Source organism: Aestuariivirga sp., from assembly GCF_965227715.1.
GTDB lineage: Bacteria > Pseudomonadota > Alphaproteobacteria > Rhizobiales > Aestuariivirgaceae > Aestuariivirga.
Window position 1 is genome coordinate 255,179 of sequence record NZ_OZ245771.1, and the last position, 25,665, is coordinate 280,843.

General features: G+C 63.2%; 22 protein-coding genes and 1 tRNA gene. 14 read left to right on the forward strand and 9 right to left on the reverse strand.

Annotated elements, in window-relative coordinates; all coding sequences use genetic code 11:
• Window positions 1–569 precede the first annotated feature (569 nt).
• Genes proS through dnaE form a run of 5 tightly spaced genes read left to right on the forward strand, consistent with a single transcriptional unit; the run spans window position 570 to window position 8,419 of the window.
• Complete coding sequence (gene proS, locus ACO06F_RS01215; protein WP_421694882.1) at window positions 570–1,895, forward strand: proline--tRNA ligase; 1,326 nt, start codon at window positions 570–572, stop codon at window positions 1,893–1,895.
• Window positions 1,895–3,205, forward strand: coding sequence for a lipoprotein-releasing ABC transporter permease subunit (locus ACO06F_RS01220; protein ID WP_421694883.1), 1,311 nt, complete (start codon window positions 1,895–1,897; stop codon window positions 3,203–3,205). The genes proS and ACO06F_RS01220 overlap by 1 nt, the downstream gene beginning before the upstream one ends.
• Window positions 3,202–3,888 (forward strand): ABC transporter ATP-binding protein, encoded by a 687-nt coding sequence (locus ACO06F_RS01225; protein WP_421694884.1) that lies wholly within the window; start codon window positions 3,202–3,204, stop codon window positions 3,886–3,888. Before ACO06F_RS01220 ends, ACO06F_RS01225 begins: the two co-directional genes overlap by 4 nt.
• A 1-nt stretch (window position 3,889) precedes the next feature.
• Complete coding sequence (locus tag ACO06F_RS01230) at window positions 3,890–4,945, forward strand: histone deacetylase family protein (protein WP_421694885.1); 1,056 nt, start codon at window positions 3,890–3,892, stop codon at window positions 4,943–4,945.
• Between the two features lie 30 nt (window positions 4,946–4,975).
• On the forward strand, window positions 4,976–8,419 hold the full coding sequence (gene dnaE, locus ACO06F_RS01235) for a DNA polymerase III subunit alpha (protein WP_421694886.1): 3,444 nt from the start codon (window positions 4,976–4,978) through the stop codon (window positions 8,417–8,419).
• Window positions 8,420–8,465: 46 nt separating this feature from the next.
• Here the strand turns inward: dnaE and ACO06F_RS01240 are convergent, their stop codons facing one another.
• The 4 genes from ACO06F_RS01240 to ACO06F_RS01255 all read right to left on the reverse strand — a co-directional run bounded on the left by ACO06F_RS01240 (window position 8,466) and on the right by ACO06F_RS01255 (window position 13,152).
• A complete protein-coding gene (locus tag ACO06F_RS01240; RefSeq protein WP_421694887.1) occupies window positions 8,466–9,596 on the reverse strand; it encodes an aromatic ring-hydroxylating oxygenase subunit alpha in 1,131 nt (376 codons plus the stop codon).
• Between the two features lie 1,160 nt (window positions 9,597–10,756).
• Complete coding sequence (locus ACO06F_RS01245) at window positions 10,757–11,929, reverse strand: fumarylacetoacetate hydrolase family protein (protein ID WP_421694888.1); 1,173 nt, start codon at window positions 11,927–11,929, stop codon at window positions 10,757–10,759.
• Window positions 11,930–11,973: 44 nt separating this feature from the next.
• Entirely contained in the window at window positions 11,974–12,570 is a 597-nt protein-coding gene (locus ACO06F_RS01250; protein ID WP_421694889.1) for a PilZ domain-containing protein, read from the reverse strand.
• Window positions 12,571–12,594: 24 nt separating this feature from the next.
• Window positions 12,595–13,152 carry a PAS domain-containing protein gene (locus tag ACO06F_RS01255; protein ID WP_421694890.1) on the reverse strand — a complete coding sequence of 186 codons (558 nt, stop codon included), beginning with the start codon at window positions 13,150–13,152 and terminating at the stop codon, window positions 12,595–12,597.
• Between the two features lie 162 nt (window positions 13,153–13,314).
• Here ACO06F_RS01255 and ACO06F_RS01260 point away from each other — a divergent pair, with 162 nt between their 5' ends.
• Both ACO06F_RS01260 and ACO06F_RS01265 read left to right on the forward strand, forming a co-directional pair.
• Window positions 13,315–14,046, forward strand: coding sequence for a rhomboid family intramembrane serine protease (locus ACO06F_RS01260; protein ID WP_421694891.1), 732 nt, complete (start codon window positions 13,315–13,317; stop codon window positions 14,044–14,046).
• A 47-nt stretch (window positions 14,047–14,093) separates the two neighbouring features.
• Window positions 14,094–14,528, forward strand: a complete 435-nt coding sequence (locus tag ACO06F_RS01265; RefSeq protein ID WP_421694892.1) for a CBS domain-containing protein — start codon at window positions 14,094–14,096, stop codon at window positions 14,526–14,528.
• Here ACO06F_RS01265 and ACO06F_RS01270 read toward each other — a convergent pair.
• The 3 genes from ACO06F_RS01270 to folE form a co-directional block, all read right to left on the reverse strand.
• Window positions 14,507–15,091 (reverse strand): cyclase dehydrase, encoded by a 585-nt coding sequence (locus tag ACO06F_RS01270; protein WP_421694893.1) that lies wholly within the window; start codon window positions 15,089–15,091, stop codon window positions 14,507–14,509. The genes ACO06F_RS01265 and ACO06F_RS01270 overlap by 22 nt on opposite strands.
• A gap of 62 nt (window positions 15,092–15,153) precedes the next feature.
• Window positions 15,154–15,576: a phosphoribosyl-AMP cyclohydrolase gene (hisI, locus tag ACO06F_RS01275; RefSeq protein ID WP_421694894.1), complete on the reverse strand. Its 423-nt coding sequence runs from the start codon at window positions 15,574–15,576 to the stop codon at window positions 15,154–15,156.
• Complete coding sequence (gene folE / locus ACO06F_RS01280; RefSeq protein WP_421694895.1) at window positions 15,577–16,203, reverse strand: GTP cyclohydrolase I FolE; 627 nt, start codon at window positions 16,201–16,203, stop codon at window positions 15,577–15,579.
• A gap of 170 nt (window positions 16,204–16,373) precedes the next feature.
• Here folE and ACO06F_RS01285 point away from each other — a divergent pair, with 170 nt between their 5' ends.
• Window positions 16,374–16,823: an iron-sulfur cluster assembly scaffold protein gene (locus ACO06F_RS01285; protein WP_421694896.1), complete on the forward strand. Its 450-nt coding sequence runs from the start codon at window positions 16,374–16,376 to the stop codon at window positions 16,821–16,823.
• Window positions 16,816–17,277: a cupin domain-containing protein gene (locus ACO06F_RS01290; protein ID WP_421694897.1), complete on the forward strand. Its 462-nt coding sequence runs from the start codon at window positions 16,816–16,818 to the stop codon at window positions 17,275–17,277. The genes ACO06F_RS01285 and ACO06F_RS01290 overlap by 8 nt, the downstream gene beginning before the upstream one ends.
• Before the next feature lie 181 nt (window positions 17,278–17,458).
• Here the strand turns inward: ACO06F_RS01290 and betC are convergent, their stop codons facing one another.
• Entirely contained in the window at window positions 17,459–19,003 is a 1,545-nt protein-coding gene (gene betC / locus ACO06F_RS01295; protein WP_421694898.1) for a choline-sulfatase, read from the reverse strand.
• Between the two features lie 30 nt (window positions 19,004–19,033).
• Between betC and yidD the strand changes: the two genes are divergently transcribed.
• From yidD to ACO06F_RS01315, 4 genes are all read left to right on the forward strand, one after another.
• Window positions 19,034–19,312, forward strand: coding sequence for a membrane protein insertion efficiency factor YidD (gene yidD / locus ACO06F_RS01300; RefSeq protein WP_421694899.1), 279 nt, complete (start codon window positions 19,034–19,036; stop codon window positions 19,310–19,312).
• Window positions 19,313–19,385: 73 nt separating this feature from the next.
• Window positions 19,386–21,344, forward strand: coding sequence for a threonine--tRNA ligase (gene thrS, locus ACO06F_RS01305; protein WP_421694900.1), 1,959 nt, complete (start codon window positions 19,386–19,388; stop codon window positions 21,342–21,344).
• A 116-nt stretch (window positions 21,345–21,460) separates the two neighbouring features.
• Window positions 21,461–22,498 carry a patatin-like phospholipase family protein gene (locus ACO06F_RS01310; RefSeq protein ID WP_421694901.1) on the forward strand — a complete coding sequence of 346 codons (1,038 nt, stop codon included), beginning with the start codon at window positions 21,461–21,463 and terminating at the stop codon, window positions 22,496–22,498.
• A 3-nt stretch (window positions 22,499–22,501) separates the two neighbouring features.
• Window positions 22,502–23,956, forward strand: a complete 1,455-nt coding sequence (locus tag ACO06F_RS01315; RefSeq protein WP_421694902.1) for a GntP family permease — start codon at window positions 22,502–22,504, stop codon at window positions 23,954–23,956.
• Window positions 23,957–24,050: 94 nt separating this feature from the next.
• Here the strand turns inward: ACO06F_RS01315 and rnd are convergent, their stop codons facing one another.
• Complete coding sequence (rnd, locus tag ACO06F_RS01320; RefSeq protein WP_421696599.1) at window positions 24,051–25,400, reverse strand: ribonuclease D; 1,350 nt, start codon at window positions 25,398–25,400, stop codon at window positions 24,051–24,053.
• Between the two features lie 130 nt (window positions 25,401–25,530).
• On the opposite strand from rnd, the gene ACO06F_RS01325 reads away from it, so the two are divergent.
• Window positions 25,531–25,615: transfer RNA gene (locus ACO06F_RS01325), tRNA-Tyr, on the forward strand.
• Window positions 25,616–25,665 lie beyond the last annotated feature (50 nt).

Consider the following 25,665-nt stretch of genomic DNA (forward strand, 5'->3'; position numbering starts at 1 on the left):
GGCCTGTGCCGGGGTGACGGCCGATAGAGAGTACCCTAGCCGTCAATCCCGTCATCCCAGCGAAGACTGGGATCCCGCTTCCCCCCACGCGCCACGCCCAAGGCTGGACCGAAGATAAATTTCCGGAATTTGATCTGCAGCAACAATTCGCACGTAACGAAGATGCAAGAAAGCTGGAACGCCGGGGGGCAATCCGGCAGGCCCAAAAAGGAAGAAGGCGAGACACCGGTCTCGCCTTCTTCTTTCCTTTTGGGTTTCTCTACTGCCGGTGACCGAACCGGCGGGGCAGCTGCATTGTTGCGCGCCCGGAAACCTGCCTCCCCAGACCTGGGTCACCGAAGTGCACACCGTGGCCGTCTCTCTAATGTGAAAAAAACTATCACAAGCCAGAGAGTTGTCGAGTTAAAAATGTCACACGCGTGCCATATTTTCGAGGGCCGGTGCAGGCCAGTGGAAAACTCCATTTTGGCGTGAGTGAGGGGGATTGTCCCTGGCCTCTCCGCCCTCATGCTTGAGTTCCGGGGCATTTCCCGTAAAAGAGCCGCAAACGCCCCCCAAGCAGGATTCCCATGCGCCTCTCCCAGTATTTCATGCCCATTCTGCGGGACGATCCCAAGGAAGCGGAAATCGTCTCCCACAAACTCATGTTACGCAGCGGCATGATTCGTCAGGAGGCAGCGGGAAGCTATTCCTGGCTTCCGATGGGATATCGCGTGCTACGCAAGATCGAGCAAATCGTGCGGGAAGAGCAGAACCGGGCAGGCGCCCTCGAAGTGCTGATGCCGACCATTCAGCCCGCCGACCTCTGGCGCAAGTCCGGCCGCTATGATGCCTATGGCAAGGAAATGCTCAGGATCAAGGACCGGCACGACCGGGACATGCTGTTCGGCCCCACCAATGAGGAGATGATCACAGATATCTTCCGTCAGGGCGTGCAGAGCTACAAGGAATTGCCGCGCAATCTCTATCACATCCAATGGAAGTTCCGCGATGAGGTGCGCCCGCGCTTCGGCGTGATGCGCGGCCGCGAGTTCCTGATGAAGGACGCCTATTCCTTCGACCTGACGCGTGAATCCGGACAGCATTCCTATAACAAGATGTTCGTTTCCTACCTCAAGACCTTCGCCCGCATGGGGCTCAAGGCCGTGCCGATGCGCGCCGAGACGGGGCCGATCGGCGGCAAGGACAGTCATGAATTCCTGATTCTCGCCGACACCGGCGAATCGGAAGTGTTCATGGACCGCGCCTTCCATGACATGGACTGGCAGGCCTTTGAGATCGACTATGATAATGTGGAGGCGGTCGCCAAGGTGGTGGACGAGTTCACCTCCAAATATGCCGCAACCTCCGAAATGCATGACCAGGCCGATTATGAAGCCCGTGTTCCTGCCGAGCGCCGGGTGACGGGCCGCGGCATCGAGGTCGGCCACATCTTCTTCTTCGGCACCAAATATTCGGAGCCGCTCGGGGCCGTGGTGCAGGGCCCCGACGGCAAGATGGTTCCCGTGCAATCGGGCTCCTATGGCATCGGCGTGTCGCGTCTCGTCGGCGGCATCATCGAGGCGAGCCATGATGAGGCGGGCATCATCTGGCCGGAACCGGTGGCGCCCTTCAAGGTGGGGCTCATCAACCTCAAGGTGGGTGATGCCGAGACAGATGCCGCCTGCGAAAACCTCTACAAGGCGCTCGAAGCCAAGGGCGTCGATGTGCTCTATGACGACCGCGATGAGCGTGCCGGCGCCAAGTTCGGCACCATGGACCTGATCGGCCTTCCCTGGCAAGTCATCATCGGGCCGCGCGGCCTGAAGGACGGCATTGCCGAGGTGAAGAACCGCAAGACGGGTGCACGCGAGAACGTGGCACTGGACCAGCTTCTCACCCGCTTCACCCGCTGATGGACAAGGCCCTTCCTGACACGAAGCCCTTTGCGCGCTTCGAGTGGATGCTGGCGGGGCGCTATCTGCGCGCCCGCCGCCGGGAAGGCTTCATCTCCGTCATCTCGCTCTTCTCATTCCTCGGCATCCTGCTGGGGGTGGCGACGCTGATCGTGGTCATGGCCGTTCTCAACGGCTTCCGCGGCGAATTGCTGGACAAGATCTTGGGCTTCCAGGGGCATGTGAGCGTCTACCACTCCGACATTTCGCCCATCACCGATTACCAGGCCCTGTCAGACAGGCTGTCGAAGATCCCCGGCGTCGTCCGCGCCGTGCCCTTGATCGAAGGCCAGGCCATGGCTTCGAGCCTGCACAACAACACGGGCGCACTGGTTCGCGGCATTTCGGAATCAGACATCCAGAAGCTTCCGAGCCTCAACAACGGTGATCTGCGGACCGCCATCAACAAGGACTATATTCCAGACGATAAAGCCTCCTTCAAGGGCTTCGAGGCGTCGGGCGGCGTGGCCATCGGGGAGCGCATGGCCTGGCGCCACCAGCTGGGGCTCGGCTCCCGCATCACCATCATCTCGCCGGAAGGTCCGGACACGGTCATCGGTACTGCGCCGCGCATCCGGGATTATCCGGTGGTGGCGATCTTCAAGGTCGGCATGTCGGACTATGATGAGAACGTGATCTACATGCCGCTCGCCGAAGCGCAGGATTATTTCGTCACCGAGGATGGCGTGAACCAGATCGAAGTGATGGTCGACGACCCGGACAATGTGGAGCAATATCTGCTTCCCATCACCTCGGATGCGGGAACCAACATGGCGGTCTCCACCTGGAAGGAGCGGAACTCCACCTTCTTCAACGCGCTGGCAGTTGAACGCAACGTGATGTTCCTGGTGCTGACGATGATCATCCTGGTGGCCGCGCTCAACATCATCTCGGGCCTCATCATGCTGGTGAAGGACAAGGGGCGGGACATCGCCATCCTGCGCACAATGGGGGCAACGCGCGGCACGATTCAGCGCGTGTTCTTCCTCACCGGAGCCGCCATCGGCACGGCGGGAACGCTTGGCGGCTTCCTGGTGGGCCTGCTGATCTGCCTCAACACGGAGCGCATCCGGCAGTTCATCTCCTGGGTTTCGGGTGTGGATCCCTTCAACCCCGAGCTCTATTATCTCGCACAGCTGCCCGCGCGGATGGATTCCTACCAGACGGTGCTGATCGTGCTGATGGCCTTGGGCCTTTCCTTCGCGGCCACACTCTATCCCTCCTGGCGGGCCGCGAAGCTCGATCCGGTTGAGGCGCTGCGCTACGAATGAGCGAGCTTACCCCAGCGCTTGAACTTCGCGGCGTGGCGCGCTCCTATGCCGAGGGCAAGGGCAGGCTCGAGGTGTTCAAGGATCTGGATTTGACGGTCCGCGCCGGTGAAATCGTGGCGCTTGTCGGCCAGTCCGGCTCCGGCAAATCCTCGCTTCTGCATATTGCAGGCCTGCTGGAGGCGCCAACGGCGGGCGAAGTCTTCATCGCGGGCCAGAACTGCGCCAAGCTGGATGACAGGGCCAGAACCCGCATCCGCCGCATCGGCATCGGCTTCGTCTATCAGTTCCATCATCTGCTGCCGGAGTTCACGGCGCTGGAGAATGTGATGATGCCGCAACTCATCGCCGGCGCCACCCGCGCTGAAGCCGATGAGCGCGGCCGCGATCTTCTGGTCCGCATGGGGCTGGGGCCGCGGCTTGAGCACCGCCCGTCAGAGCTTTCGGGCGGCGAGCAGCAGCGCGTCGCCATTGCCCGTGCGCTCGCCAACCGCCCGCTGCTGTTGCTGGCGGATGAGCCGACCGGTAACCTCGATCCCGAGACGGCGGCCCATGTCCATGAAGAACTCCTCCGCCTCATTGCGGAGGAGGGGCTGGGCGCCCTGGTCGCCACGCATAATCTGGATCTCGCCCGCGGCATGAGCCGCATTGCCCGATTGGACCGGGGCCGGATTGCACAGGATTGACATGAAGGCCGTGTTCTCCGCCCTGCAGCTTGGCCATGCGCCAAGCTATTTCCTGAGCAAGGGCCATATCGTGGACTATCCCGAAAGCCCTGACAGGGCCCGGGCCCTTCTCGAAGGTGCGCGCCAGGCGGGAGCGCAGATCTGCGCCACGCGCCGCTTTGATGAGGCGGTGCTGAACACGGTCCACAACCAGCGCTACCTGGATTTCCTGAAAGCCGCCCATGCCGAATGGGCGAAGATCGACGGGGCCGCACCGGACCTCATTCCCAGCCTCAGGCCGCTCGCCCCCTCACTTCACGCGTCCGAGCACATCATGGCGAGGGCCGGGCGCTTCCTCATGGATTTTTCGGCCGCCATGACGGCCAGGACCTGGGACTCAGCCCGCGCCTCCGCCATGACGGCGCTGACCGCGGCGGAGATGGTGCTGGGGGGCGAGCGCATGGTCTACGCGCTCTGCCGGCCGCCCGGCCACCACGCCTATGCCAACAAGGCAAGCGGCTTCTGCTACCTGAACAACACAGCACTCGCCGCCCAGCACCTCCGGAAAGATCACGCCCGCGTCGCCATCCTTGATGTCGACGTTCACCACGGCAATGGCACCCAGTCGATCTTCTACAACCGGCCTGACGTGCTCACCGTCTCGATCCACGCCACGCCCGATGACTATTATCCCTATTATTGGGGTGGCGCGGATGAGAAAGGCGAGGGCGAAGGCCGCGGCTTCACCCTGAACCTGCCGCTCCCCGTGGGCGCAGGGGACGATGCGTGGCTGGCCGCGCTGGAGCAGGCGCTGGTGACGATCCAGGGCTATGCGCCCCACGCGCTGGTGATCGCGCTCGGCCTTGATGCACACGAGCAGGACCCCCTTCAGGGTGGCCGGGTCACGCAAGCGGGCTTTGCGCGGATTGCAGCCGATATTGCCTCGCTGAAGCTCCCCACCGTCATCGTGCAGGAAGGGGGCTACCTGACGGAACACCTGCCGGACAATCTGGCCATGTTCCTCGCCGCCTATGAGGGTGCTCACATGGCTGTGCATGAGGGCAAGCGGGCGGTGTGATGAAGCCCGCTGCCGCTGTATCCTGAACCCATGGCCGACTCGCCCCACCAGCCCCCGATCTTCGTGCATCTGCGCACCCACACGGCGTTTTCGCTCTCTGAGGGTGCACTCCAGATCAAGGCGCTGGCCGTCCTCGCGAAGGACGCGAAGATGCCCGCCGTTGCCATCACCGACACCGGCAATCTGTTCGGCGCGCTCGAATTCTCGGATGCCATGGCGGAAAAGGGCATCCAGCCCATCATCGGCTGCACGCTGAAGATTGATCTGATCGCGCAGAAGGAAGGGGGCCTCAAGCACACGGGCGGGCTTCGCCGCATTCCCTCCATGGCCTTCCTCGCGAAGGATGAGCAGGGCTACCATAATCTGATGAAGCTCTCGTCCCGGGCCTATCTCTCAAGCCCCGAGAACGCCGAGCATCACATCACCTGGGATTATCTGGTGGCGCATTCGGCAGGCCTCATCTGCCTCACCGGCGGGTCCGATGGCCCGGTCAATGATGCGCTGCTGGCCGGTCAGGGCTCGCTCGCGGCCGAGCATCTCCAGCGCCTCAAGGACGTGTTCGGAGACCGCCTCTATATCGAACTCCAGCGCCATGGCCTGAAGCCTGAGCGCGAGACGGAGCAGGGCCTCGTCCAGCTGGCCTATGACCTCGAAGTGCCGCTGGTCGCCACCAATGAGCCTTACTTCGCGAAGGTGGATGACTACGCCGCGCATGATGCGCTGATCTGCATTGCCGAAGGCGAAGTGCTGATCACCGAGGACAGGCGCCGGCTGACGCCTGAGCATTATTTCAAGAGCCAGCAGGAAATGGCGGCCCTCTTCGCCGATATTCCGGAGGCGGTCGAGAACACCATCGAGATCGCCATGCGCTGCGCCTACCGCGTCAAATCCCGCGCGCCCATCCTGCCGCGCTATGCCGAAGGGGACGAAGCGGAGGAACTGCGCATCCAGGCCCATGCGGGCCTCGAGGAACGCCTGGCCACCCGCGGCCTCGTTGAAGGCCGCACGCGCGAAGATTATGTGAGCCGTCTGGACTTCGAGCTCGACGTCATCAACAAGATGCAATTTCCGGGATACTTCCTCATCGTGGCGGACTTCATCCGCTACGCGAAGTCGAACGGCATTCCCGTGGGCCCCGGCCGCGGCTCGGGCGCAGGCTCGCTCGTCGCCTATGTGCTGACCATTACGGACCTTGACCCCTTCCGCTTCAACCTCCTCTTCGAGCGCTTCCTGAACCCGGAGCGCGTGTCGATGCCGGACTTCGATATCGACTTCTGCCAGGACCGGCGCGGCGAGGTGATCACCTATGTGCAGCAGCGCTACGGGTCTGACCGCGTGGCCCAGATCATCACCTTCGGCAAGTTGCAGGCCCGCATGGTCACGCGCGACGTGGGCCGCGTGCTGCAGATGCCCTATGGCCAGGTGGACAGGCTCTCGAAGCTCATCCCCAACAACCCCGCCAACCCGGTAACGCTCGGTCAGGCGATTGATGGCGAGCCGAAGCTGCAGGAGGAGCGCGACAAGGACCCCACGGTCCGCACGCTGTTCGAAATCGCGCTCAAGCTCGAAGGGCTTTACCGCAACGCCTCCACCCATGCGGCGGGCGTCGTCATTGGCGACAGGCCATTGGAAGAGCTGGTGCCGCTCTACCGCGATCCGCGGTCAGACATTCCGGCCACCCAGTTCAACATGAAATATGTCGAGAAGGCCGGGCTCGTGAAGTTCGACTTCCTCGGCCTCAAGACCCTCACGGTGATCGAGAAGGCGCAGAAGCTGATCCGCGTGCGGGAGCCTTCCTTCGACATCAACAACATTCCCTACGACGACCCCAAGACCTACGAGATGCTGGGCCATGGCGATACGGTTGGCGTGTTCCAGCTGGAAAGCTCGGGCATGCGTGACGTGCTCAAGAAAATGCGCGCGGACCGCATCGAGGACATCATCGCCATCGTGGCGCTCTACCGCCCGGGCCCGATGGACAACATCCCGCGTTACATCGCCTGCAAGAAGGGTGAGGAGGAGCCCGACTATCTTCACCCGCTGATCGAGCCGATCCTGAAAGAGACCTATGGCATCATGGTCTATCAGGAGCAGGTGATGCAGATTGCCCAGGTGCTCTCGGGCTATTCGCTGGGCGAGGCCGATCTTCTGCGCCGCGCCATGGGCAAGAAGATCAAGGCGGAGATGGATGCGCAGAAGGAGCGCTTCGTTTCAGGTGCCGCGAAACAGCAGGTCGATCCCACCCAGGCCGACAACATCTTCGAACTCGTCCAGAAATTCGCGGGCTACGGCTTCAACAAGTCCCACGCAGCAGCCTATGCGGTCGTCTCCTATCAAACCGCCTGGCTCAAGGCCAATCACCCGGTCGAGTTCATCGCCGCCTCGATGACGCTCGACATGGGCAACACCGACAAGCTGATGCTCTTCCGCCGGGAGGCGCAGCGCATCGGCGTCAAGGTCATCCCGCCATCGGTCAATGCGAGCGGCGTTGATTTCGCGGTGGTGAACGGTGCCATCCTCTATTCGCTCGCGGCTTTGAAGAACGTGGGCGCCGGCGCCATTGAGCATATCGTCAAGGCGAGGGAGGAGGGTGGCCCCTTCAAGTCCCTGGGCGAATTCGCCAAGCGCATCGATGCGCGCGCCGTCAACAAGCGGGCGCTGGAAAGCCTCGTCAAGGCCGGCGCCTTCGATTGTCTGAACCCCAACCGCGCGCAAGTGCTGGACGCGGTCGAGTCGATCCTCTCCATGGCCAACCGCGCAGCCAGTGCCGCGCAGGCTGGCCAGAACGATCTCTTCGGCGGCATGTCCAGCACCTCCGATGATCTGGTCCTCCCACGGCGCGATGCCTGGCTCCCCATGGACAAGCTGGCGCAGGAGTTTGAGGCCGTGGGCTTCTATCTTTCGGGCCACCCGCTTGATGATTATATGAAACCCCTGCAGAAGCTTTCGGTTGATACATACGCAAGCTTCTATGAAAAGGCCCTCACCAAGGGCGCCCGCGCGGCAAAGCTCGCCGGCACCATTACCCACCGCCAGGAGCGCCGCTCCAAATCCGGCAACAAATTTGCCTTCGTTGGCTTCTCGGATCCGACCGGCCAGTTCGAAACCATCTGCTTCTCGGACACGCTCGCCGCCTGCCGTGATCTGCTGGAGCCCGGCAATGCCGTCATCGCCCGGGTCGAGGCCGATGTCGAAGGCGAGGAGGTGAAGCTCAGGCTCCAGGGCGTGGAGATGCTGGACAAGGCCGCCTCCCAGATGGTGGCGGGCCTGGAAATCTTCGTCCGCGATTCAAAGCCGCTCGAGTCAATCGCTGCGCGCCTCACCAATGGCGGCAGGGCCCCGGTGCGGCTCGTCGTGCTGATGGAGCAGGGCCGCGAGGTCCATGTCTCCCTCGGCAACAAATTCACAGTCACCCCGCAGATCAAAGGCGCAATCAAGGCCATCGCGGGCGTGATTGACGTGCAGGATCTGTAGCCCTGCCTTCAACTTCTCCCGCGTCAGCGGGAGAGGCTGACGGGTCTCAGGCGGGAGTTGTCATCCGCGCCAGGTAATTGGCGAAATCATAATTCGGCCGCTCCAGATGCGAGAGATGGCCCGGCACGGCCATGTCGGAGCACAGGCCGCGATAGACCCGTTCCGTGCAGCCCTTGTCCTCCACATTCACTTTGTCGAGCAACTCTTTGAGGGTTGCGAAGAGTTCCGGCACGTCGGGGTCACCCAGGAAGTCGTTCGACATGCCGCCCCCAAACCGCACATGCACTTCGCCCACGCTGACGGGGTGGAGCGAGAGGTACCAGAAATAGCCCGGCGTCAGCGTGATCAGCAGCGACGGGTAGAGCGCCAGCAGGAATGTCGTCCGCCGCAGGTCCCCTTCCATGCGCGTGTTGGACGGGTGCGCGCAGGCGATGCGGAAGGCGGGGTCCTTCAGGATCGTGTGCCAGTTGAAATGCGGCGGTGACGGCGGGCAGATCATTTCATCGAGCTTCGATAACCCCCCGATGGTGCCGGCATGGCAGACGGGCAGGTGGTAGCTCTCCATGAAATTTTCGGCCAGCACCTTCCAGTTGGTGTTCCAGACGAAGCTCTCATTGAACCACTCGGTGTAGTTCGCCATGTCGAAGGGCCGGATCAGTTCCTCCACCTCCGCGAAATGCTCAGCAACCGGCCGGGCGTCCGGATTGAGGGAGACCATCACCCAGCCCAGCCAGTTCTCGCATCTGATCTGCGGCAGGCGGTAGTGCTCCTTGCAGAAGCCTTCATTGGCTTTCATGGCGGGTGCGCCGCGCAAGGTGCCATCCGCCTCATAGGTCCAGCCATGATAGGGGCAGGTGATCAACCTGGCATTGCCGCGGCCTTCGAGCAGCACCGACATGCGGTGCAGGCAGACGTTCGACTGGCAGCGGATCACGCCATCCTTGCCCTTGATCACCATCAGGGGCTGGCCCGCGAGTTCGAAGGCGAGGTAATCCCCAGCCTCCTTCAGTGACGAGGCCCGCCCCACGCAATACCATTCGCGCGAGAACACGTGGCTGAGCTCCGCGTCGAGAAACGACTTCGACGTATAAACGCTCTTCGGCATGGCGCGCGCCTGCGCAAAGGGCAGGGCGGCATTTGCGGCAAGCTCGGCGACGGGATCGAGATGGATGTTCATGGTGGGCACCTCCGCAGGCGGAATCCTATCAAATCCTGCCCCGGCGGCGGAGGGATTTCTCCTCATGGGTGCCATGACCCACGCTGCGGCTTCGACCAGACCCTGCTGCAGCTGACAGAGCCAATCCCAGATCGTCATCATCATTCCTCCGCCCCAAAACAGATACCCCGATCAACAACTCGCACCGTCATGCCAGCGAAGGCTGGCATCCCGCTGTGCTTGCCGCAGATGCTGGCACAAAGCGGGATGCCAGCCTTCGCTGGGGTGACGGACCGGGTGGAGTGCAAATTGCCACGCGTTCGACTAAGACCAGCCTCCAGCTCGCACCGTCATGCCAGCGAAAGCTGGCATCCCGCTGTGCTTTCCGAAGATGCTCAAAGCGGGACCCCAGCCTTCGCTGGGGTGACGGACCGGGTGGAGTGCAAATTGCCACGCGTTCAACTGAGACCAGCCTCCAACTCGCACCGTCATGCCAGCGAAGGCTGGCATCCCGCTGTGGTGGCCGCACATGCGGACCGAAAGCGGGACCCCAGCCTTCGCTGGGGTGACGGACCGGGTGCAGTGCAAATTGCCACGCGTTCAACTGAGACCAGCCTCCAACTCGCACCGTCATGCCAGCGAAGGCTGGCATCCCGCTGTGGTGGCCGCACATGCGGACCGAAAGCGGGACCCCAGCCTTCGCTGGGGTGACGGACCGGGTGGAGTGCAAATTGCCACGCGTTCGACTGAGACCAGCCTCCAGCTCGCACCGTCATGCCAGCCTTCGCTGGGGTGACGGACCGGGTGGAGTGCAAATTGGCACGCGTTCGACTGAGACCAGCCTCCAGCTCGCACCGTCATGCCAGCGAAAGCTGGCATCCCGCTGTGCTGCCGCACGTGCTGGCACAAAGCGGGACCCCAGCCTTCGCTGGGGTGACGGAACGGGTGGAGAGTAAATCTGCCCGTGATCTCACTTGACCGCACGATCCCGTGGTATTCGGCTCTTCGTTTTCCCCTCCCCCCGATGTGGGAGAGGAAAAGCAAGACAACGCATCTCAAGATGCAAGAGTCCCCGGTCAAGCCAAAGGCCTCAGCCCGATACGAACCCAATTATTGAGAATGCCCGTTCATACCCTGACGAGCGCGCGCTTTCAAGGACTAAATTCCCGGATTGGGAGTGCTCAGAGAAGCCCGCGTTTCGCCAGGTTGCGCATCAGATGGCTCGCGCCGTAGGTCCAGGGCGCTGCCCTTTCGCAGCTGGTCATGCGGTTGGCCAGCGTTCCCAGTTCCGGCGTGCTCACGGTCACGATGTCCCCCATCTTGTGGGTGAAGCCCTTGCCCGGCGCGTCCCGGTCCTCCACGGGCGCGAACAGCGTGCCGAGGAACAGGACAGCACCGTCCGGGTACTGATGATTGGGCCCGATCATCTGGCCCACGAGATCGGCCGGGTCCCGGCTGATCTTGCTCATGTTGGAGCCGCCGTTCAGCACATAGCCATCCTCGCCCTCGACCTTCAGCGACAATTGCATGCGCCGCACGTGGTCAAGCGAGAAGGCGCCGTCAAACAGCCGGATCATGGGGCCTAGCGCGCACGAAGCATTGTTGTCCTTGGCCTTGCCGAGGAGCAATGCCGAGCGTCCCTCGACATCGCGCAGGTTCACGTCATTGCCCAGCATCGCACCCACGATCTTGCCCGCGGAGGAAACGACGGTCACCACTTCCGGCTCCGGATTGTTCCAGGTCGAAACCGGGTTCAGCCCAGCCTCCATGCCATGGCCCACGGCGGACATGATCTGCGATTTCGTGAATATTTCGGCATCGGGCCCAATCCCGACTTCAAGATATTGCGACCAGGCACCCTTTTCCATCAGCACGGTCTTGAGCTGCATCGCCTCAGGTGAGCCGGCACGGAGTTTCGAAAGGTCCTCGCCGATCAGGGTTCCGATGGTGGTGCGGATTTCGGCAGCGGCGGCCGGGTTGCCGCGGGCCCGTTCCTCGATCACGCGTTCCAGCATGGAGGTGGCGAAGGTCACACCCGCTGCCTTCAGCGCCTGCAGGTCCACAGGTGCCAGCAGCCACGGCCGGGAAGCGTCCCGCGTTTCCGGCGGCGTGTTGGCCATGATGCTGTCAATGCTGCCGAGGGTCTCGCCCGTTGCACTCTGCGCGGCGCGGGCGGGATCGGGCGCCTCGCACAGGTCACGCATGGTCGGGAAGGCTGAGGTGATGTCAATCAGGCTGCCGCCTTCACGCTTCACCACGCAGGGGCCATCAACGGCGGGGTTCCAGACGCGGCCAACAAGCAGGCCTTCAGCGGGCAGGGCGGCGGTGGTGAGGTAGGGTGAAAGCGAGGGCATTCCGGGCGGCCTCTTTCAAAAGCGTGAGGCCGGAACTCTATCGCTCAGCACAGGGCGCTGTCGAGGTCGCTTCCTTCGAGCGGAGTCAGAAATTCGATGGCGAAGCCACCGTCCAGATGGCGTACCACACGGCCCCGCATGCGCCCGAGTGTCACCGGAGACCCGATGCTCGGAAGCGTGGGGGATTTGATGCCGGCACCCGAGAGCGAAATATCCTGCACCTCGCACAGCATCTCGCGGCCGCCCGGCAGGGTGATGCGGGCCGTGCCATCCTGCGGCGCAAAGCGCGTGTGGCGCCGGTCCGCCTGGGCCCGCTGCTGCTCCCTGCGGATCAGCCAGCGCAAGTGCCGGACGAATTGCGCATGGCGCTTGCCGGAGAAGGTGAACTCCATCCAGAAGCCATCGTCAGCAGCCTCGCCCGCAAGGCCGTCGACACGGCCCACATCCTCGATGAGGGCGGAAACCGATGTGCCGCGCAGAACCTGCTTTGCCGTGATGATGCGGGCACTGTCGGGGTCCATTGCCGTCACCTCGCAGCCATGCACCTTTCCGCCGGGCAGAACCAGCCTGGCGGAAAATGTCTGTGGCATCAGGGCCGCGCTTTCGGCAGCAGGTGCCAGGCGCTTGCCGAAATTCGCCATGTCAATCTCCCGGGGCTTTCGTGTTCAGCCGTGTTCGAGACCACCCGATATCATGCGGAACTTGCGGGTGGCCTGCGCGGCCTTGGTGGCCGCAGCAAGGAGACCTGCATCAGCGTCCAGGAACCGGGCCGTTGAGAGTTCCAGGGGGACGAGTTCCATATAATGGCCGGTGCCGGCCGAAGGCTGCGGGAAAAGACCGCCCAGCACATGGGTTGCGCTGCCGTCGAAGGATGTCATCGGCAGAGCCAGCATTTCCGCCTCCTCCGTCTGCCCCCGGTCAGTCCGGAAGCGCAGGCGCACTGCGGCCTGGCGGTGGCCGGTGATGACGCCGGTGAGAAGGGTGGAGAGCACCCCGCGCTCGAAGCGGTCCCAGCCGGCGAGAACATCCTTGCCCGTCAGCTCGCGCCCGACAAAGCTGCACACGCCGGTGCCGGCCAGCCGCCAGGTGAAGCCGCCCGCCGCCCCGGTCTGTTCGGCGATGAAGAGATAGGGAACGAGGCGCTGCAACTGTTTCAGATCGAGATCCTGCCGTTGCGGCGCAGAACGGTCCTGCCGCAACGCCCGCCAGACGTTGAGCAGCATGCGGCTCTCCGGCCGGAGGATGGTTTCCTCTTGGCTTCTCCGTGCCTCCTCGCTAACCCTCATCCGAAAACCCCGTCTCCGGGGGCCAGAGCCCTCCGGTGTTTCAGTTTGACCTTCACGGGCGCTGCCTTGCAGTCCGCGTGCCAAGAGAGAGGGACAGCGTTGTCCGAGCAAAGCCCGCCGCCTGGCCATTGGGTGCGGCCCAACCAACCGCCGCTCAAGTCTCCCCCCGCCATCAATGCGCCAGCGGCCGTTCTGGGCGTCATCGGGCTTCTCGCCGCCATCCATGGCGCCCTATGGTTCGGCGGAGAAAACTGGCAGCGCTGGGCGCTTTTCGCTCTGGCGCTGATCCCCGTCCGCTTCACGGACCCGGGCTTTGCGATGATCCCGGGCTCGCAATACTGGTCGCTCTTCACTTACATGCTGCTCCACGCAGATTGGATGCACCTGCTGTTCAACTGCCTGTGGCTGCTGATCTTCGGAACGCCGGCGGCGCGCTATCTGGGCACGTCCCGCTTTCTGGCACTCTGTGTCATTTCAGGGTTGGTGGGCGGCCTGTGCAGCCTGGCGCTCCATTGGGGGCAGGAGATCATCATCATCGGCGCCTCGGGCGCAGTCTCTGGCCTTCTCGGTGCTGCAATGCCGCTGATCTATGGCAGGTCGGTGGCGGGTGGCGCCCGCCCGCTCACCCTGGGAGAACTCATCCGCAATCCGCGCGCGCTGATGTTCACCGGCGTGTGGCTGGCCCTTACCCTGTTCTCGGGTGCTGCGGGCTGGACGGGCAATTCCTTCGTCAGTGAAGGTGGCATTGCCTGGGAGGCACATATCGGCGGTTTCCTGGCGGGCCTCCTCTGCTTCTCCTGGATGGCCCCGCGGACGGTGCGGACCGCCTGAAACCATGTTAGCCTCTGCTTCGTTCACCGGGAAGGAAGGAGGCTCTCATGGCAGTTGCTCACATCCTCAGGCAGAAGGGCGCGGAGGTCATCACCGTCGCGCCGCATGACACGGTACAGACCATCGTTGACGCCCTAAACCGCCACCGCATCGGCGCCGTGGTGGTGGAAAGTGCAGACGGCACGATCGCGGGCATCGTGTCCGAGCGCGATGTCGTCCGCGCCCTGGCGAAGGATGCCGCCGCCGTGCTGAGCCGTACCGCAGAGGACATCATGACCGTCAAGGTCCGCACCTGTTCTCCCGCGGACTCCGAAGCAGAACTGATGCAGCTGATGACGGCCAACCGCATCCGCCATCTCCCCGTCGTGGTCGATGGCCGGCTGGCAGGCATGATCTCGATCGGGGACGTTGTGAAGAACCGGATCGAGTCCATCGAGCGCGAGGCCGAGGAGATGAAATCCTACATCGCCTCAGCCGGGTGAGCTCCGCCGTTCAGCCCGCGCGACACGAAATGGGAGGGAACGGGAGGTTCGGACCTGCCCTCAGCCTCGGCGCGTGAACGGCCGCGCCGTGGCACTTCACCCCTGCCGGGCAATCCCGAACGCGTGCTGAAGTCGATGTTGGTGGACCACGGCTCCCGGTTCTCCTGGCTCAACTGCCTGGCCGTCATTACGTCCAGCACGGTGATGCCGAGAACCGTGCCCAGTGCGAGCGTCACATTCTGCCGCTTCGAGGGGTGGGCCAAGCCATGCTCGATCGCCAGAGTCCCGATGTCGAGCACGTCACCGGCGACCCGCGCCCACACCCATGGGGTCGGGTCCTTGGCGCTGAGGATCGCCACACCCTGCATGATTTCCCGGGCGCCACAGAAGCGGATGAAATTCTCCTGGCCCCTGAGCCCCAGCATGCGGGCGAGGGGCCTGGCTCCGGCCAGCTCGACTGCGCCAAGGGCGAGCGACAGGACGCCCAGCCCCCGCGCCATCGCGTCTGATCCGCTTTGGCGGTGAACGTCTGCTGAAGTGTTGAGGGCGCGTGTGGTGGCCATGGTGATCTCTCCGGCGTTTCATTTCCGGAGGTCAACGGAGATTTTGCGGCGAAGGTTCCTCGCTAGGACGCAGGCCCGCCGCGCCCGTAAACGGCGCCGGGGTCGAACAGCCGGTCCTCATCGAGGAAGATCAGCCGGTCACCCTCCACGCGGCGGTAGAAGCAGCTGCGCCGGCCCGTGTGGCAGGCGGCACCCTTGCCCTGCAATTGCGCCTTCACCTGCAGCACGTCCTGGTCGCAATCGGTCAGGATCTCGATGACCTTCAGCATCTCGCCGGAGGTTTCGCCCTTTTTCCAGAGCGCCTGGCGGGAGCGGCTCCAGAAATGCGCGATGCCGGTGTCTTGAGTAAGGCGCAGCGATTCCGCATTCATGTAAGCAAACATGAGGACTGTGCCGTCTCCGGCATCCGTCACGATGGCGGCGATCAGGCCGTCACGGTCGAACCTCGGCTGAAACGCATGTGTTTCGTCGAGGTCCGATGCCATTTAGAGCGAGAAGCCGGCGCTGGGGGCCCGCACCAGTTCCATGAAGCGTGCCTGCAGAACCGGATTGGTCTTGAACTCACCGGTGAACTGCGTGGTGATGGTCGCAACATTGCGCTTGCCCACACCCCGCATGGACATGCAGGTGTGAACGGCTTCCACCAGCACCGCAGCGCCCCGGGGGTTGAGCGAGTCCGTAATCGCATTGGCGATCTGCGCCGTCATCGTCTCCTGCGTCTGCAGGCGGCGGGCATAGATCTCGACGACGCGCGCAAGCTTGGAGATACCGACGACTGACGCCTTCGGCAGATAGGCCACATGGACACGGCCGATGAACGGCGCGATGTGATGCTCGCAATGCGAGTTGAACTCAATGTCGCGCAGCATGACGATGTCGTCATAGCCGCCCACATCGGTGAAGGTGCGGGACAACGCCTCGGCGGGATCATCCTCGTAACCTGAGAAATATTCACGGAAGGCTTTCGCCACGCGCCGCGGCGTGTCCAGCAGGCCTTCACGGTCCGGATTGTCGCCGGCCCAGGCGAGGAGGGTGCGGACGGCGGCCTCGGCTTCTTCCTGGCTGGGGCGCTTCACGGGCTTGGGCGGGATCTTCTTGATGACGGCGTCCATATTCCTGACTTCACTTTCCCTGAGGCGGTTTCGCAACTCTGCCGCCAGCGGATAACATGGCCGGGCGCTTGCGCCCTGTGGATGGCCGCCCCCATATCATGCCACAGACCCCGATGGCAAACCGCCAAACGACGGTTTGCAGCAGTTTGCGCTTGGGCTAGGATGTTGGAATGATTAACGAGATTTACAACCGTCAGATCTTGGGCTTCGCGGCAGATATTCCAAGGTTGCAACGCTTGGCCTCGCCTGATGCCACGGCGGTTGCCCATTCAAGGCTGTGCGGCTCCAAGGTCACCGTTGATCTTGCGATGAAGGACGGGGCCGTCACGGATTTCGGGCATGAGGTCAAGGCCTGCGCCCTGGGGCAGGCGTCATCCTCCATTATGGCACGCCATGTGGTGGGGTCCTCGGCCGAAGAGCTGCGCACCTTGCGGGACCAGATGTACCGCATGCTGAAGGAAGATGGGCCGCCGCCCACGGGCAAATGGGCCGAGCTTGAGGCGCTGCTGCCGGTTCGCGATTTCAAGGCGCGGCACGCCTCCACGCTCCTCACCTTCGATGCGGTGGTTGACGCCGTGAACCAGATCGACGCCAAGCAGAAGGACGTGGCCCATGGCTGAGCCGATCCGCGCGCTGGACGTTCCCGCGCGCACGACGACGATCTATCCCGAAGCCCTGGCGGCCCCGCTTAAAGGGCGCGCCAAGCGCAAGCTTGGCGACCTGTTTCACCTCACTCAGTTTGGCGTGAACCTGACGGTGCTTGCCCCCGGCGCTGCCTCCGCCCACCGCCACTGGCACGAAAGCGAAGATGAGTTCGTCTATGTGATCGAGGGCGAGGTGACGCTGGTGGATGATGAGGGTGAGCACATCCTTGGCCCCGGCATGTGTGTGGGCTTCAAGGCTGCCGTTCCCAACGGGCACATGCTGGTGAACAAGTCGAGCGCATCCGCCACATATCTTGAAGTCGGCACCCGTGCCGAGGGCGACCGGGCACATTACCCGGAGGCGGATATGCTCGCCGTCAAGGAAAACGGCGCCTACCGCCTGACCCACAAGGACGGAACGCCTTACTGAAGCGAGAGGCGCAAAGAGCCATCAGAGGGATTTTCATTTCCGATGGGCTATGCTGCCGTCATTCCGGCGAAGGCTGGAATCCCGCTGTTTTCGTCGTGCGTGCTGATGCAAAGCGGGTTTCCGGCCTTCGCCGGAATGACGGCAACATAGGAGCGTGAACGGCAATACGCGCTCATACCGGTCACCTGCGCCGCTTGTCCTCGATATCTGGCGCATGGGGAAAGCGGGACTTCAGGTCCCGGTCAGTCACACTCATATGATTTCGTGTATATTGTTCCGAGGCATCGCGCAGCGGCTGGAAATCCCACGGGAAGTGGTTGCCGCGCTTCAGCGCCTCGAACAGCATGTGGCGCGCCTGCTGGCTTTCGAGCACTTGTGCGTTGACACGGGGAATATCGAACTTCGCCTCGACCTCGGCGCGGAACTTGGCTGCCAGCGGATTCTGTTCAGCCAGGTTCTTTAGCTCCTGAGGGTCATTCTCCAGATCATAGAGCTGGTCCGGATCGGCGGGCGAATGGATGAACTTCCACTGACCCCGCCGCAGCATATAGATGGGCGCAATCGCCCCTTCGGCCAGATATTCGCACCAGGCGGTGCCGTCCGGGTCCTCCGCGCCGCCGGTCAGCAGCGGGTAGAGCGAGCGTCCGTCAACCGGCCGCGCCAGCTGGGCCACGCCGTCATTGGCGATTGCGGTCAGCGTCGGCAGAATGTCAGCAAGCGTCACCGGCTCCTTCACCCGCCTGGCCTTGAAGCGCTTGGGGTTCCACACCAGCATCGGCACATGGGCTGAAGGTTCGAGATAGGACATCTTGTACCAAAGCCCGCGCTCGCCCAGAAAATCGCCATGGTCCGAGGTGAACACGATCACGGTGTCATCAAGCTTGCCCGAAGCCTCCAGTGCCGCAATCATCTGGCCCAGAAGGTCATCGACATAAGAGATGTTGGCATAGTAGCCGTGGCGCGCCTTGCGGAGATCATCCTCGGTGACGGTGTAGTCATCCATGGCCGAGACGTCGTAGAGCCGCTGGCTATGGGGGTCGAGCTGGGCTCTTTCCATGCGCGGCACGGCCGGGAGGTCAATGTCTTTATCCCGGTACAGGTCCCAGAATTTCCGCCGCGCGGCATAAGGATCATGCGGGTGGGTGAATGAGGCCATCAGGCAGAAGGGCGTGTCTGGATCAAAGCGGACATAGTCATAGATCTTGCGGATGGCGAGGAAGGCCACCTCATCGTCGAATTCGAGCTGGTTGGTGATCTCGGCGATCCCCGGCTGCAGCACGGATGTCATGTTGTGGTACCACCAGTCGATGCGCTCTTGGCGCAGCCGCCAGTCCGGCGTCCAGCCGAAGTCGGCCGGGTAGATATCGGTCGTCAGCCGCTCCTCCAGCCCATGCAGCTGGTCGGGACCCACGAAATGCATCTTGCCGGACAGGCAGGTCTTGTAGCCCGCAAGCCGCAGGTAATGCGCCCAGGTAGGAATCGAGGAGGGGAACTCCGCCGCGTTGTCATAGACGCCGGTGCGGGAGGGCAGCAGGCCGTTCATCACCGTCGCGCGGGCGGGGGAGCACAGCGGACTCGTCGAATAGCAGTTCTCGAAGACGACGCCCTCGGCGGCAAGCCGGGACAGGTTCGGCGTCTGCACCAGCCTGTGACCGTGAAAGGGAAGAAACTGGGCCGCCAGCTGGTCAGCCATCACGAACAGGATGTTGGGTTTTGTATCTGGCATGGGCGAAGCCTATATTGTGGTCAGCGCGACATGAAAACCATTCTCCTGGCACTGATCCGGTTCTACCAGCTCACATTATCGGCCCTGATCGGCCGGCGGTGCCGCTATTTACCGACCTGTTCCGACTACACGAGCGACGCCATCCGCAAACATGGCTCCGCCCGGGGGCTGGGGCTCGGCTTCGCCCGCGCCTGCCGCTGCCACCCCTGGGGCCAATCCGGCTTTGATCCGGTGCCGGAAGTCTATGAGGGGCCGGTCTGGCGGATGAAGGATCATCAGCATCTTGACCGGGATAGCGACAGGCCGTAAATCCCCACCCGCATCTTAAACCATTGATTTCGCTTACCCGCAGTGTGCGCGGGAGTGAGCAGGAGGACGAAATATGATCAGCTTGACCTTCCCCGATGGCGCAAAGCGCCAGGTAGAGCAGGGGGTCTCCGCCCGCGATGTGGCGGCATCGATTTCCAAGTCGCTTGAGAAAAAGGCCGTGGCCGCCGTGGTCAACGGCACGCTGGTGGATCTGAGCGATCCCATCACCAGTGATTCCTCACTCCGCATCGTAACGCGCGACGACCCTGAAGCCCTCGAGCTCATCCGCCATGACTGCGCCCATGTGCTGGCGGAGGCCGTGCAGGAGCTGTTCCCCGGCACGCAGGTGACCATCGGCCCGGTGATCGAGAACGGCTTCTATTACGACTTCTTCCGCAACGAGCCCTTCACCACGGAGGATTTCGCGGCGATCGAGAAGAAGATGCGCGAGATCATCCAGCGCGACAAGCCCTTCACCAAGACCACCAAGACGCGTGAGGAGGCCAAGGACTTCTTCCGTGCCAAGGGCGAGCTGTTCAAGGTCGAGCTGGTGGATGCGATCCCGCAGGGCCAGGACATCAAGTTCTATGACCAGGGCGGCTGGACCGACCTGTGCCGCGGGCCGCACATGACGTCCACGGGCAAAATCGGCAATGCGTTCAAGCTGATGAAAGTTGCCGGGGCCTATTGGCGCGGCAATTCCAACAACCCGATGCTGACGCGCATCTATGGCACGGCCTGGGCCAATGAGAATGACCTGAAGGCTTATCTCCACGCGCTCGAAGAAGCCGAGAAGCGCGACCACCGCAAGCTCGGCCGCGAGATGGACCTGTTCCATTTCCAGGAGGAGGGCCCCGGCGTCGTCTTCTGGCACGCCAAGGGCTGGACCATTTTCCAGCAGCTGATCGCCTATATGCGCCGCCGCCTCGCCAAGCTCGACTATCAGGAGGTGAACGCGCCGCAGCTCCTCGACAAGTCCCTGTGGGAAACCTCAGGCCATTGGGGCTGGTACAAGGAGGCGATGTTCGCCGCCACGTCCGCCGGCGAGACGACGGAGGATGACCAGGTCTTCGCCATCAAGCCGATGAACTGCCCGGGCCATGTGCAGATCTTCAAGCACGGGCTGCGCTCTTATCGTGAACTGCCCTTGCGCCTGGCTGAGTTCGGCAATGTGCACCGCTATGAGCCGTCGGGCGCACTCCATGGGCTGATGCGGGTACGCGGCTTCACGCAGGACGATGCGCACATCTTCTGCACCGAAGATCAGATGGCGGAAGAGTGCCTCAAGATCAATGATCTGATCCTCTCCACCTACAAGGACTTCGGCTTCGAGGAGATCGTGGTGAAGCTCTCGACCCGGCCTGAAAAGCGGGTGGGCTCGGATGAAGCGTGGGACCGCGCCGAAAGCATCATGTCAAAGGTGCTGGAGCAGATCGCGGCGGACTCCGGCGGCAAGATCAAGACGGCGGTGAACCCAGGCGAGGGCGCCTTCTACGGCCCCAAATTCGAGTATGTGCTGCGTGATGCGATCGGCCGTGACTGGCAGTGCGGCACCACGCAGGTGGACTTCAACCTGCCGGAACGCTTCGGCGCCTTTTACATTGGCGCTGATGGCGAGAAGAAGGTGCCGGTGATGATTCACCGCGCCATCTGCGGTTCGATGGAGCGCTTCCTCGGCATCTTGATCGAGCATTTCGCCGGGCACTTCCCGCTGTGGCTCGCACCTACCCAGGTGGTCGTCGCCACCATCACGTCTGAAGGCGATGGCTATGCGCTCGAGGTGCGGGACCTTCTGCGCCGCGCCGGGCTCCGCGCCGAGGCTGATCTTCGTAACGAGAAGATCAACTACAAGGTCCGCGAACATTCAGTGGGCAAGGTGCCGGTCATTCTCGTCGTCGGAAAACGCGAGATGGATGAGCGCGCCGTGAATGTCCGCCGGCTGGGTTCGCAGAACCAGACGCCGATGAGCCTTGATGCGGCAATCGCGTCACTGAAGGAGGAAGCGACCCCGCCTGATCTCCGGCGGGAATGAGCGCTTGGCGAAGCATGGCGGAAACACCATGACAGGTGTGACCGGTTGTGTTAGCCGTTGTGCAGTGCAATATGTTGTGCAGCGCAATGATGCCGCCCAAGCGAAAGTTCACCTCCATGAAGTCACCTGCCGCCCCGAAGCGGAAACCGGTTCTCGTCGATCTGGCGCTTCAGGGCGGGGGCTCTCACGGGGCCTTCACCTGGGGCGTTCTGGATAGGCTCCTCGAAGAGCCGTGGCTGCAGATCGAGGCCATTTCCGGCACCTCCGCCGGCGCCATGAACGCCGCGGTGCTGGCCGATGGCTGGCTGAAAGGCGGGGCACAGGGTGCCCGGGCGGCGCTGTCCGCCTATTGGAAGCGGGTGTCGGATGCGGCGGCCTTCAGCCCGTTTCAGCGCACGGTGATGGACCGGATGATGGGCCGCTGGTCGCTTGACCATTCGCCCGTCTACCTCGCCATGGACCTGCTGACGCGCGTGGCATCGCCTTATGATTTAAATCCCAGCGGCTACAATCCGCTGAAACCGATCCTTGAAGAGAGCATTGACTTCACCGCCCTCGCCAAATCGCCCATCAAGCTGTTCGTCACCGCCACCAATGTCAGGACAGGGCGCGGCCGCATCTTCCGCAATGGCGAGATCACGGCGGATGTGCTGCTGGCGTCTGCCTGCCTTCCCACCATGTTCCAGGCCGTCGAGATCGATGGCGAATCCTATTGGGATGGCGGCTATTCAGGAAACCCGACCATCACCCCGCTGGTGCGGGAGAGCGAGGCGCAGGATTCGATCCTCATCCAGATCAATCCGCGCGAGCGCGCCGAGGTGCCGCGCAGCGCGGCCGATATTTTGAACCGGCTGAACGAGATTTCCTTCAATGCCTCCCTGATGAAGGAAATCCGCATGATCGCCCTGCTGCGCCAGGTGGCGGACCCGGGTTCAGGGGAGGGGGCACGCTGGGCCAGCATGCGCACCCACCGCATCATGACGGAAAAGCTGGGCGCGCTGGGCGCGTCCTCCAAGCTCAATGCGGAGTGGGACTTCCTCCAGATGCTCCACGCCGAAGGGCGGCTGGCGGCGGACGCCTTCATCACCACGCACGGCGCAGATGTCGGAAAGCGCAGCACGGCTGACATTGACGTGCTTTTGGCGGAGTGCTGATCCATGGGTCTCATCGGCATATTGGCGGGCCTCGCACTGCTGATCTTCTTTGCCTTCCGCGGCTGGAGCATCCTGCTGCTGGCACCCATCGCAGCACTGGTCACGGCCATCTTCTCAGGTGAGCCGCTGCTGGCGCACTGGACCCAGGTGTTCATGGGCAGTGCCGCGGGCTTCATCGCGCAGTTCTTCCCGCTGTTCCTGCTGGGCGCCCTCTTCGGCAAGCTGATGGAGGACAGCGGATCGGTGTCGGTGATTGCCCGCTGGCTGGTGGAGAAGCTGGGATCCGGCCGCGCCATCCTCGCCGTGGTGCTGGCCGGCGCCCTGGTCACCTATGGCGGCGTCAGCCTGTTCGTGGCGTTCTTCGTGCTGGCCCCCATGGCGCAGGAACTGTTCCGCTCGGCGGGTATTCCACGCCGCCTGATGCCGGCCACCATCGTGCTTGGTACGTCGACCTTCACCATGTCGGCGCTGCCCGGTACGCCCTCCATTCAGAACGCGATCCCGATGCCGTTCTTCGGGACGACACCTTTCGCGGCGCCGGGGCTCGGCATCATCGCCTCGCTCGTCATGTTCGGCTTCGGCATGTGGTGGCTCAACCGCGCGGAGCAGCGCGCCCGCCTGGCCGGTGAAGGGTTTGGCGAAGGCGAACCCGCCGGGGCTGCGGACCTCGCCAAGGATGACCGCCTGCGCGAGCGCGCCGCGGCCTCGCGCGAGTTCGACCCGGCCGAGATCGAGCATGGCCGGATGGCCGTCAGCGGGCCGCCGGTTCTGCTCGCTGCCCTGCCGCTGGTGGTGGTCATCCTCGTCAATCTCGTCATGTCCTTTGTCATCCTGCCGCGGATCGATGCGGGCTTTCTGGCGCTTCCGCAGTTCGGCGCCACGTCTCTCACCGCGCTGAGCGGGGTGTGGGCGGTGATTACCGCGCTGGCGGCGGCCATCCTCGTTGCACTCGCCATCAATGCCATGCGGATGCCGACGCTCCGGCAGAGCATCGATGCCGGGGCCAATGCCTCCGTGCTGCCGATCATGGCGGTCGCCAGCCTCGTGGGCTTCGGCGCCGTGGTGGCGGCGATGCCCGCCTTCGCCACGGTCAGCGACTGGGTGCTGGGGATCGGCGGCGGACCGCTCGTCTCGCTCTCGGTTGCCGTCAACGTGCTGGCGGCGCTGACGGGCTCTGCCTCAGGCGGCCTCACCATCGCGCTCGATGCGCTGGGGGGCACCTTCTCGGAGCGCGCGGCGGCGATCGGGCTGGACCCAGCGCTGCTGCACCGGGTGGCCGTGATGAGCGCCGGCACGCTTGACAGCCTGCCGCACAATGGCGCGGTCGTAACGCTTCTCGCGGTATGCGGATCAACCCACCGGGAAAGCTACCGGGATATCGTGATGGTCGGCATCATCGGCGCAATCCTGGCGCTGGTGGCCGTCATCGTGCTGGGATCGCTGTTCGGGTCGTTCTGAAGAAGACCGGGCTTGCCGTTGGAGTCTGGACTCGTGGCCCCTCACCCTAACCCTCCCCACGAGGGGGAGGGGTGGGGACCCCGAAGGCCGAAGTCTACTCCGCCGCGGCCTTCATCTCGCGGATGGCGGGGAGCACGCGGACGCGGCCGCCTTCGAAGCCGATCACCGCTTCGCCGCGCTTGATGGCGAGGGCCAGATCGCCGAACAATTCCCGGCGCCAGCCATGCATCACGTGGACGTCCGCATCGTCGCGCTCGGCAATGGCATCGATGTCCGAACTGGAGGCCACAAGCTTGGGTGCGATCCCTTCCTGTTCGCAAACAACCTTAAGAGCGAGCTTCAGCACTTCGGCTGCCGCCTGGGCGGCATCGCTCATGTCGTCGCGTCCGTCCTCGAGCGGGGGCAGGGTCTTCGGATCGGCGCTGAGGCCCGCCGCCACGGCCTTGAGAATCGCATCACCCACCCGCGATGTGGACATGCCCTTGGGAAGCGCGCGGAGCTGGTTCAGCGCCTCGCGCGTTTGCGGCATCTGCACGGCGAGCTCGGAAATCGCATCGTCCTTCAGCACGCGGGAACGGGGGACATTCTTTTCCCGCGCCTCGCGCTCACGCCAGGCGGACACTTCCACCAGCACGCCCATCTGCTTCTTGGAGCGCAGACGGACCTTGATGCGCTTCCAGGCATCTTCGGGCTCGGTGCGGTAGGTGGCGGGATTGGTGAGGATGTCCATCTCCTCGCGCAGCCAGTGCTCACGGCCGGTGCGGTCAAGCTCCTGCTTCAGCGCTTCATAGACGACGCGGAGATGCGTGACGTCCGCCAGTGCATAGGCCAGCTGCTTCTCGCTCAAAGGCCGCCTGGACCAGTCGGTGAAGCGCGAGGACTTGTCGATCTGGGCCTTCGCGAGCTTGCGGACGATCGCCTCATAGCCCACCTGATCGCCGAAGCCGCAGACCATTGCGGCAATCTGGGTGTCGAACACGGGGTGCGGTACGATGCCAGCCCGGTGCACCATGATCTCGATGTCCTGGCGGGCGGCGTGGAAGACCTTCAGAACATTCGGGTCGTTCATCAGCGCAAAGAAGGGTGCGAGGTCGATTCCGGGGGCCAGAGGATCGATCAGGCCATTGACCTCCTCACCCGCGACCTGGATCAGGCAGAGGTCAGGCCAGTAGGTCGACTCCCGCATGAATTCGGTGTCGACGGTGATGAAACTCTCCCCGGCAAGGCTGGTGCAGAGGCGGTAAAGCGATTCGGTTGTCGTAATCAGGTCCATGACGGCAGGGAAGCGCGATCGCTCCCTCAGGTCAATGGCTTCCGAATAAAACTTCTGAGAGCTGCATTCGTAAGTTGTTACAATGGTTTGTGGCTGATCTTCAAGGTTCTGGTGCAGCTTCGGGCCGACCAGGGCTGCGACAGCCTCATTGGCGCCATGCTGCAAGACCACAAGCTTCAATCATTCCCTTGACTTGGGTTCCCGATCCTTGCATAAGGCGCGCACCAAACGGCCCGGGCGATCCCCGGGCTGATTGGCGTTTGGCCTAAAGCAAGCGGTTTACCCTTTCCGAGGGTGATACGGGGGAGTGTCCCGAGCGGCAAAGGGGGCGGACTGTAAATCCGCTGGCTTCGCCTTCGTAGGTTCGAGTCCTACCTCCCCCACCACTGCTTTGGGGCCGGACGTCAAAGCAATGGGTCGATGGAGTTTTGGACGA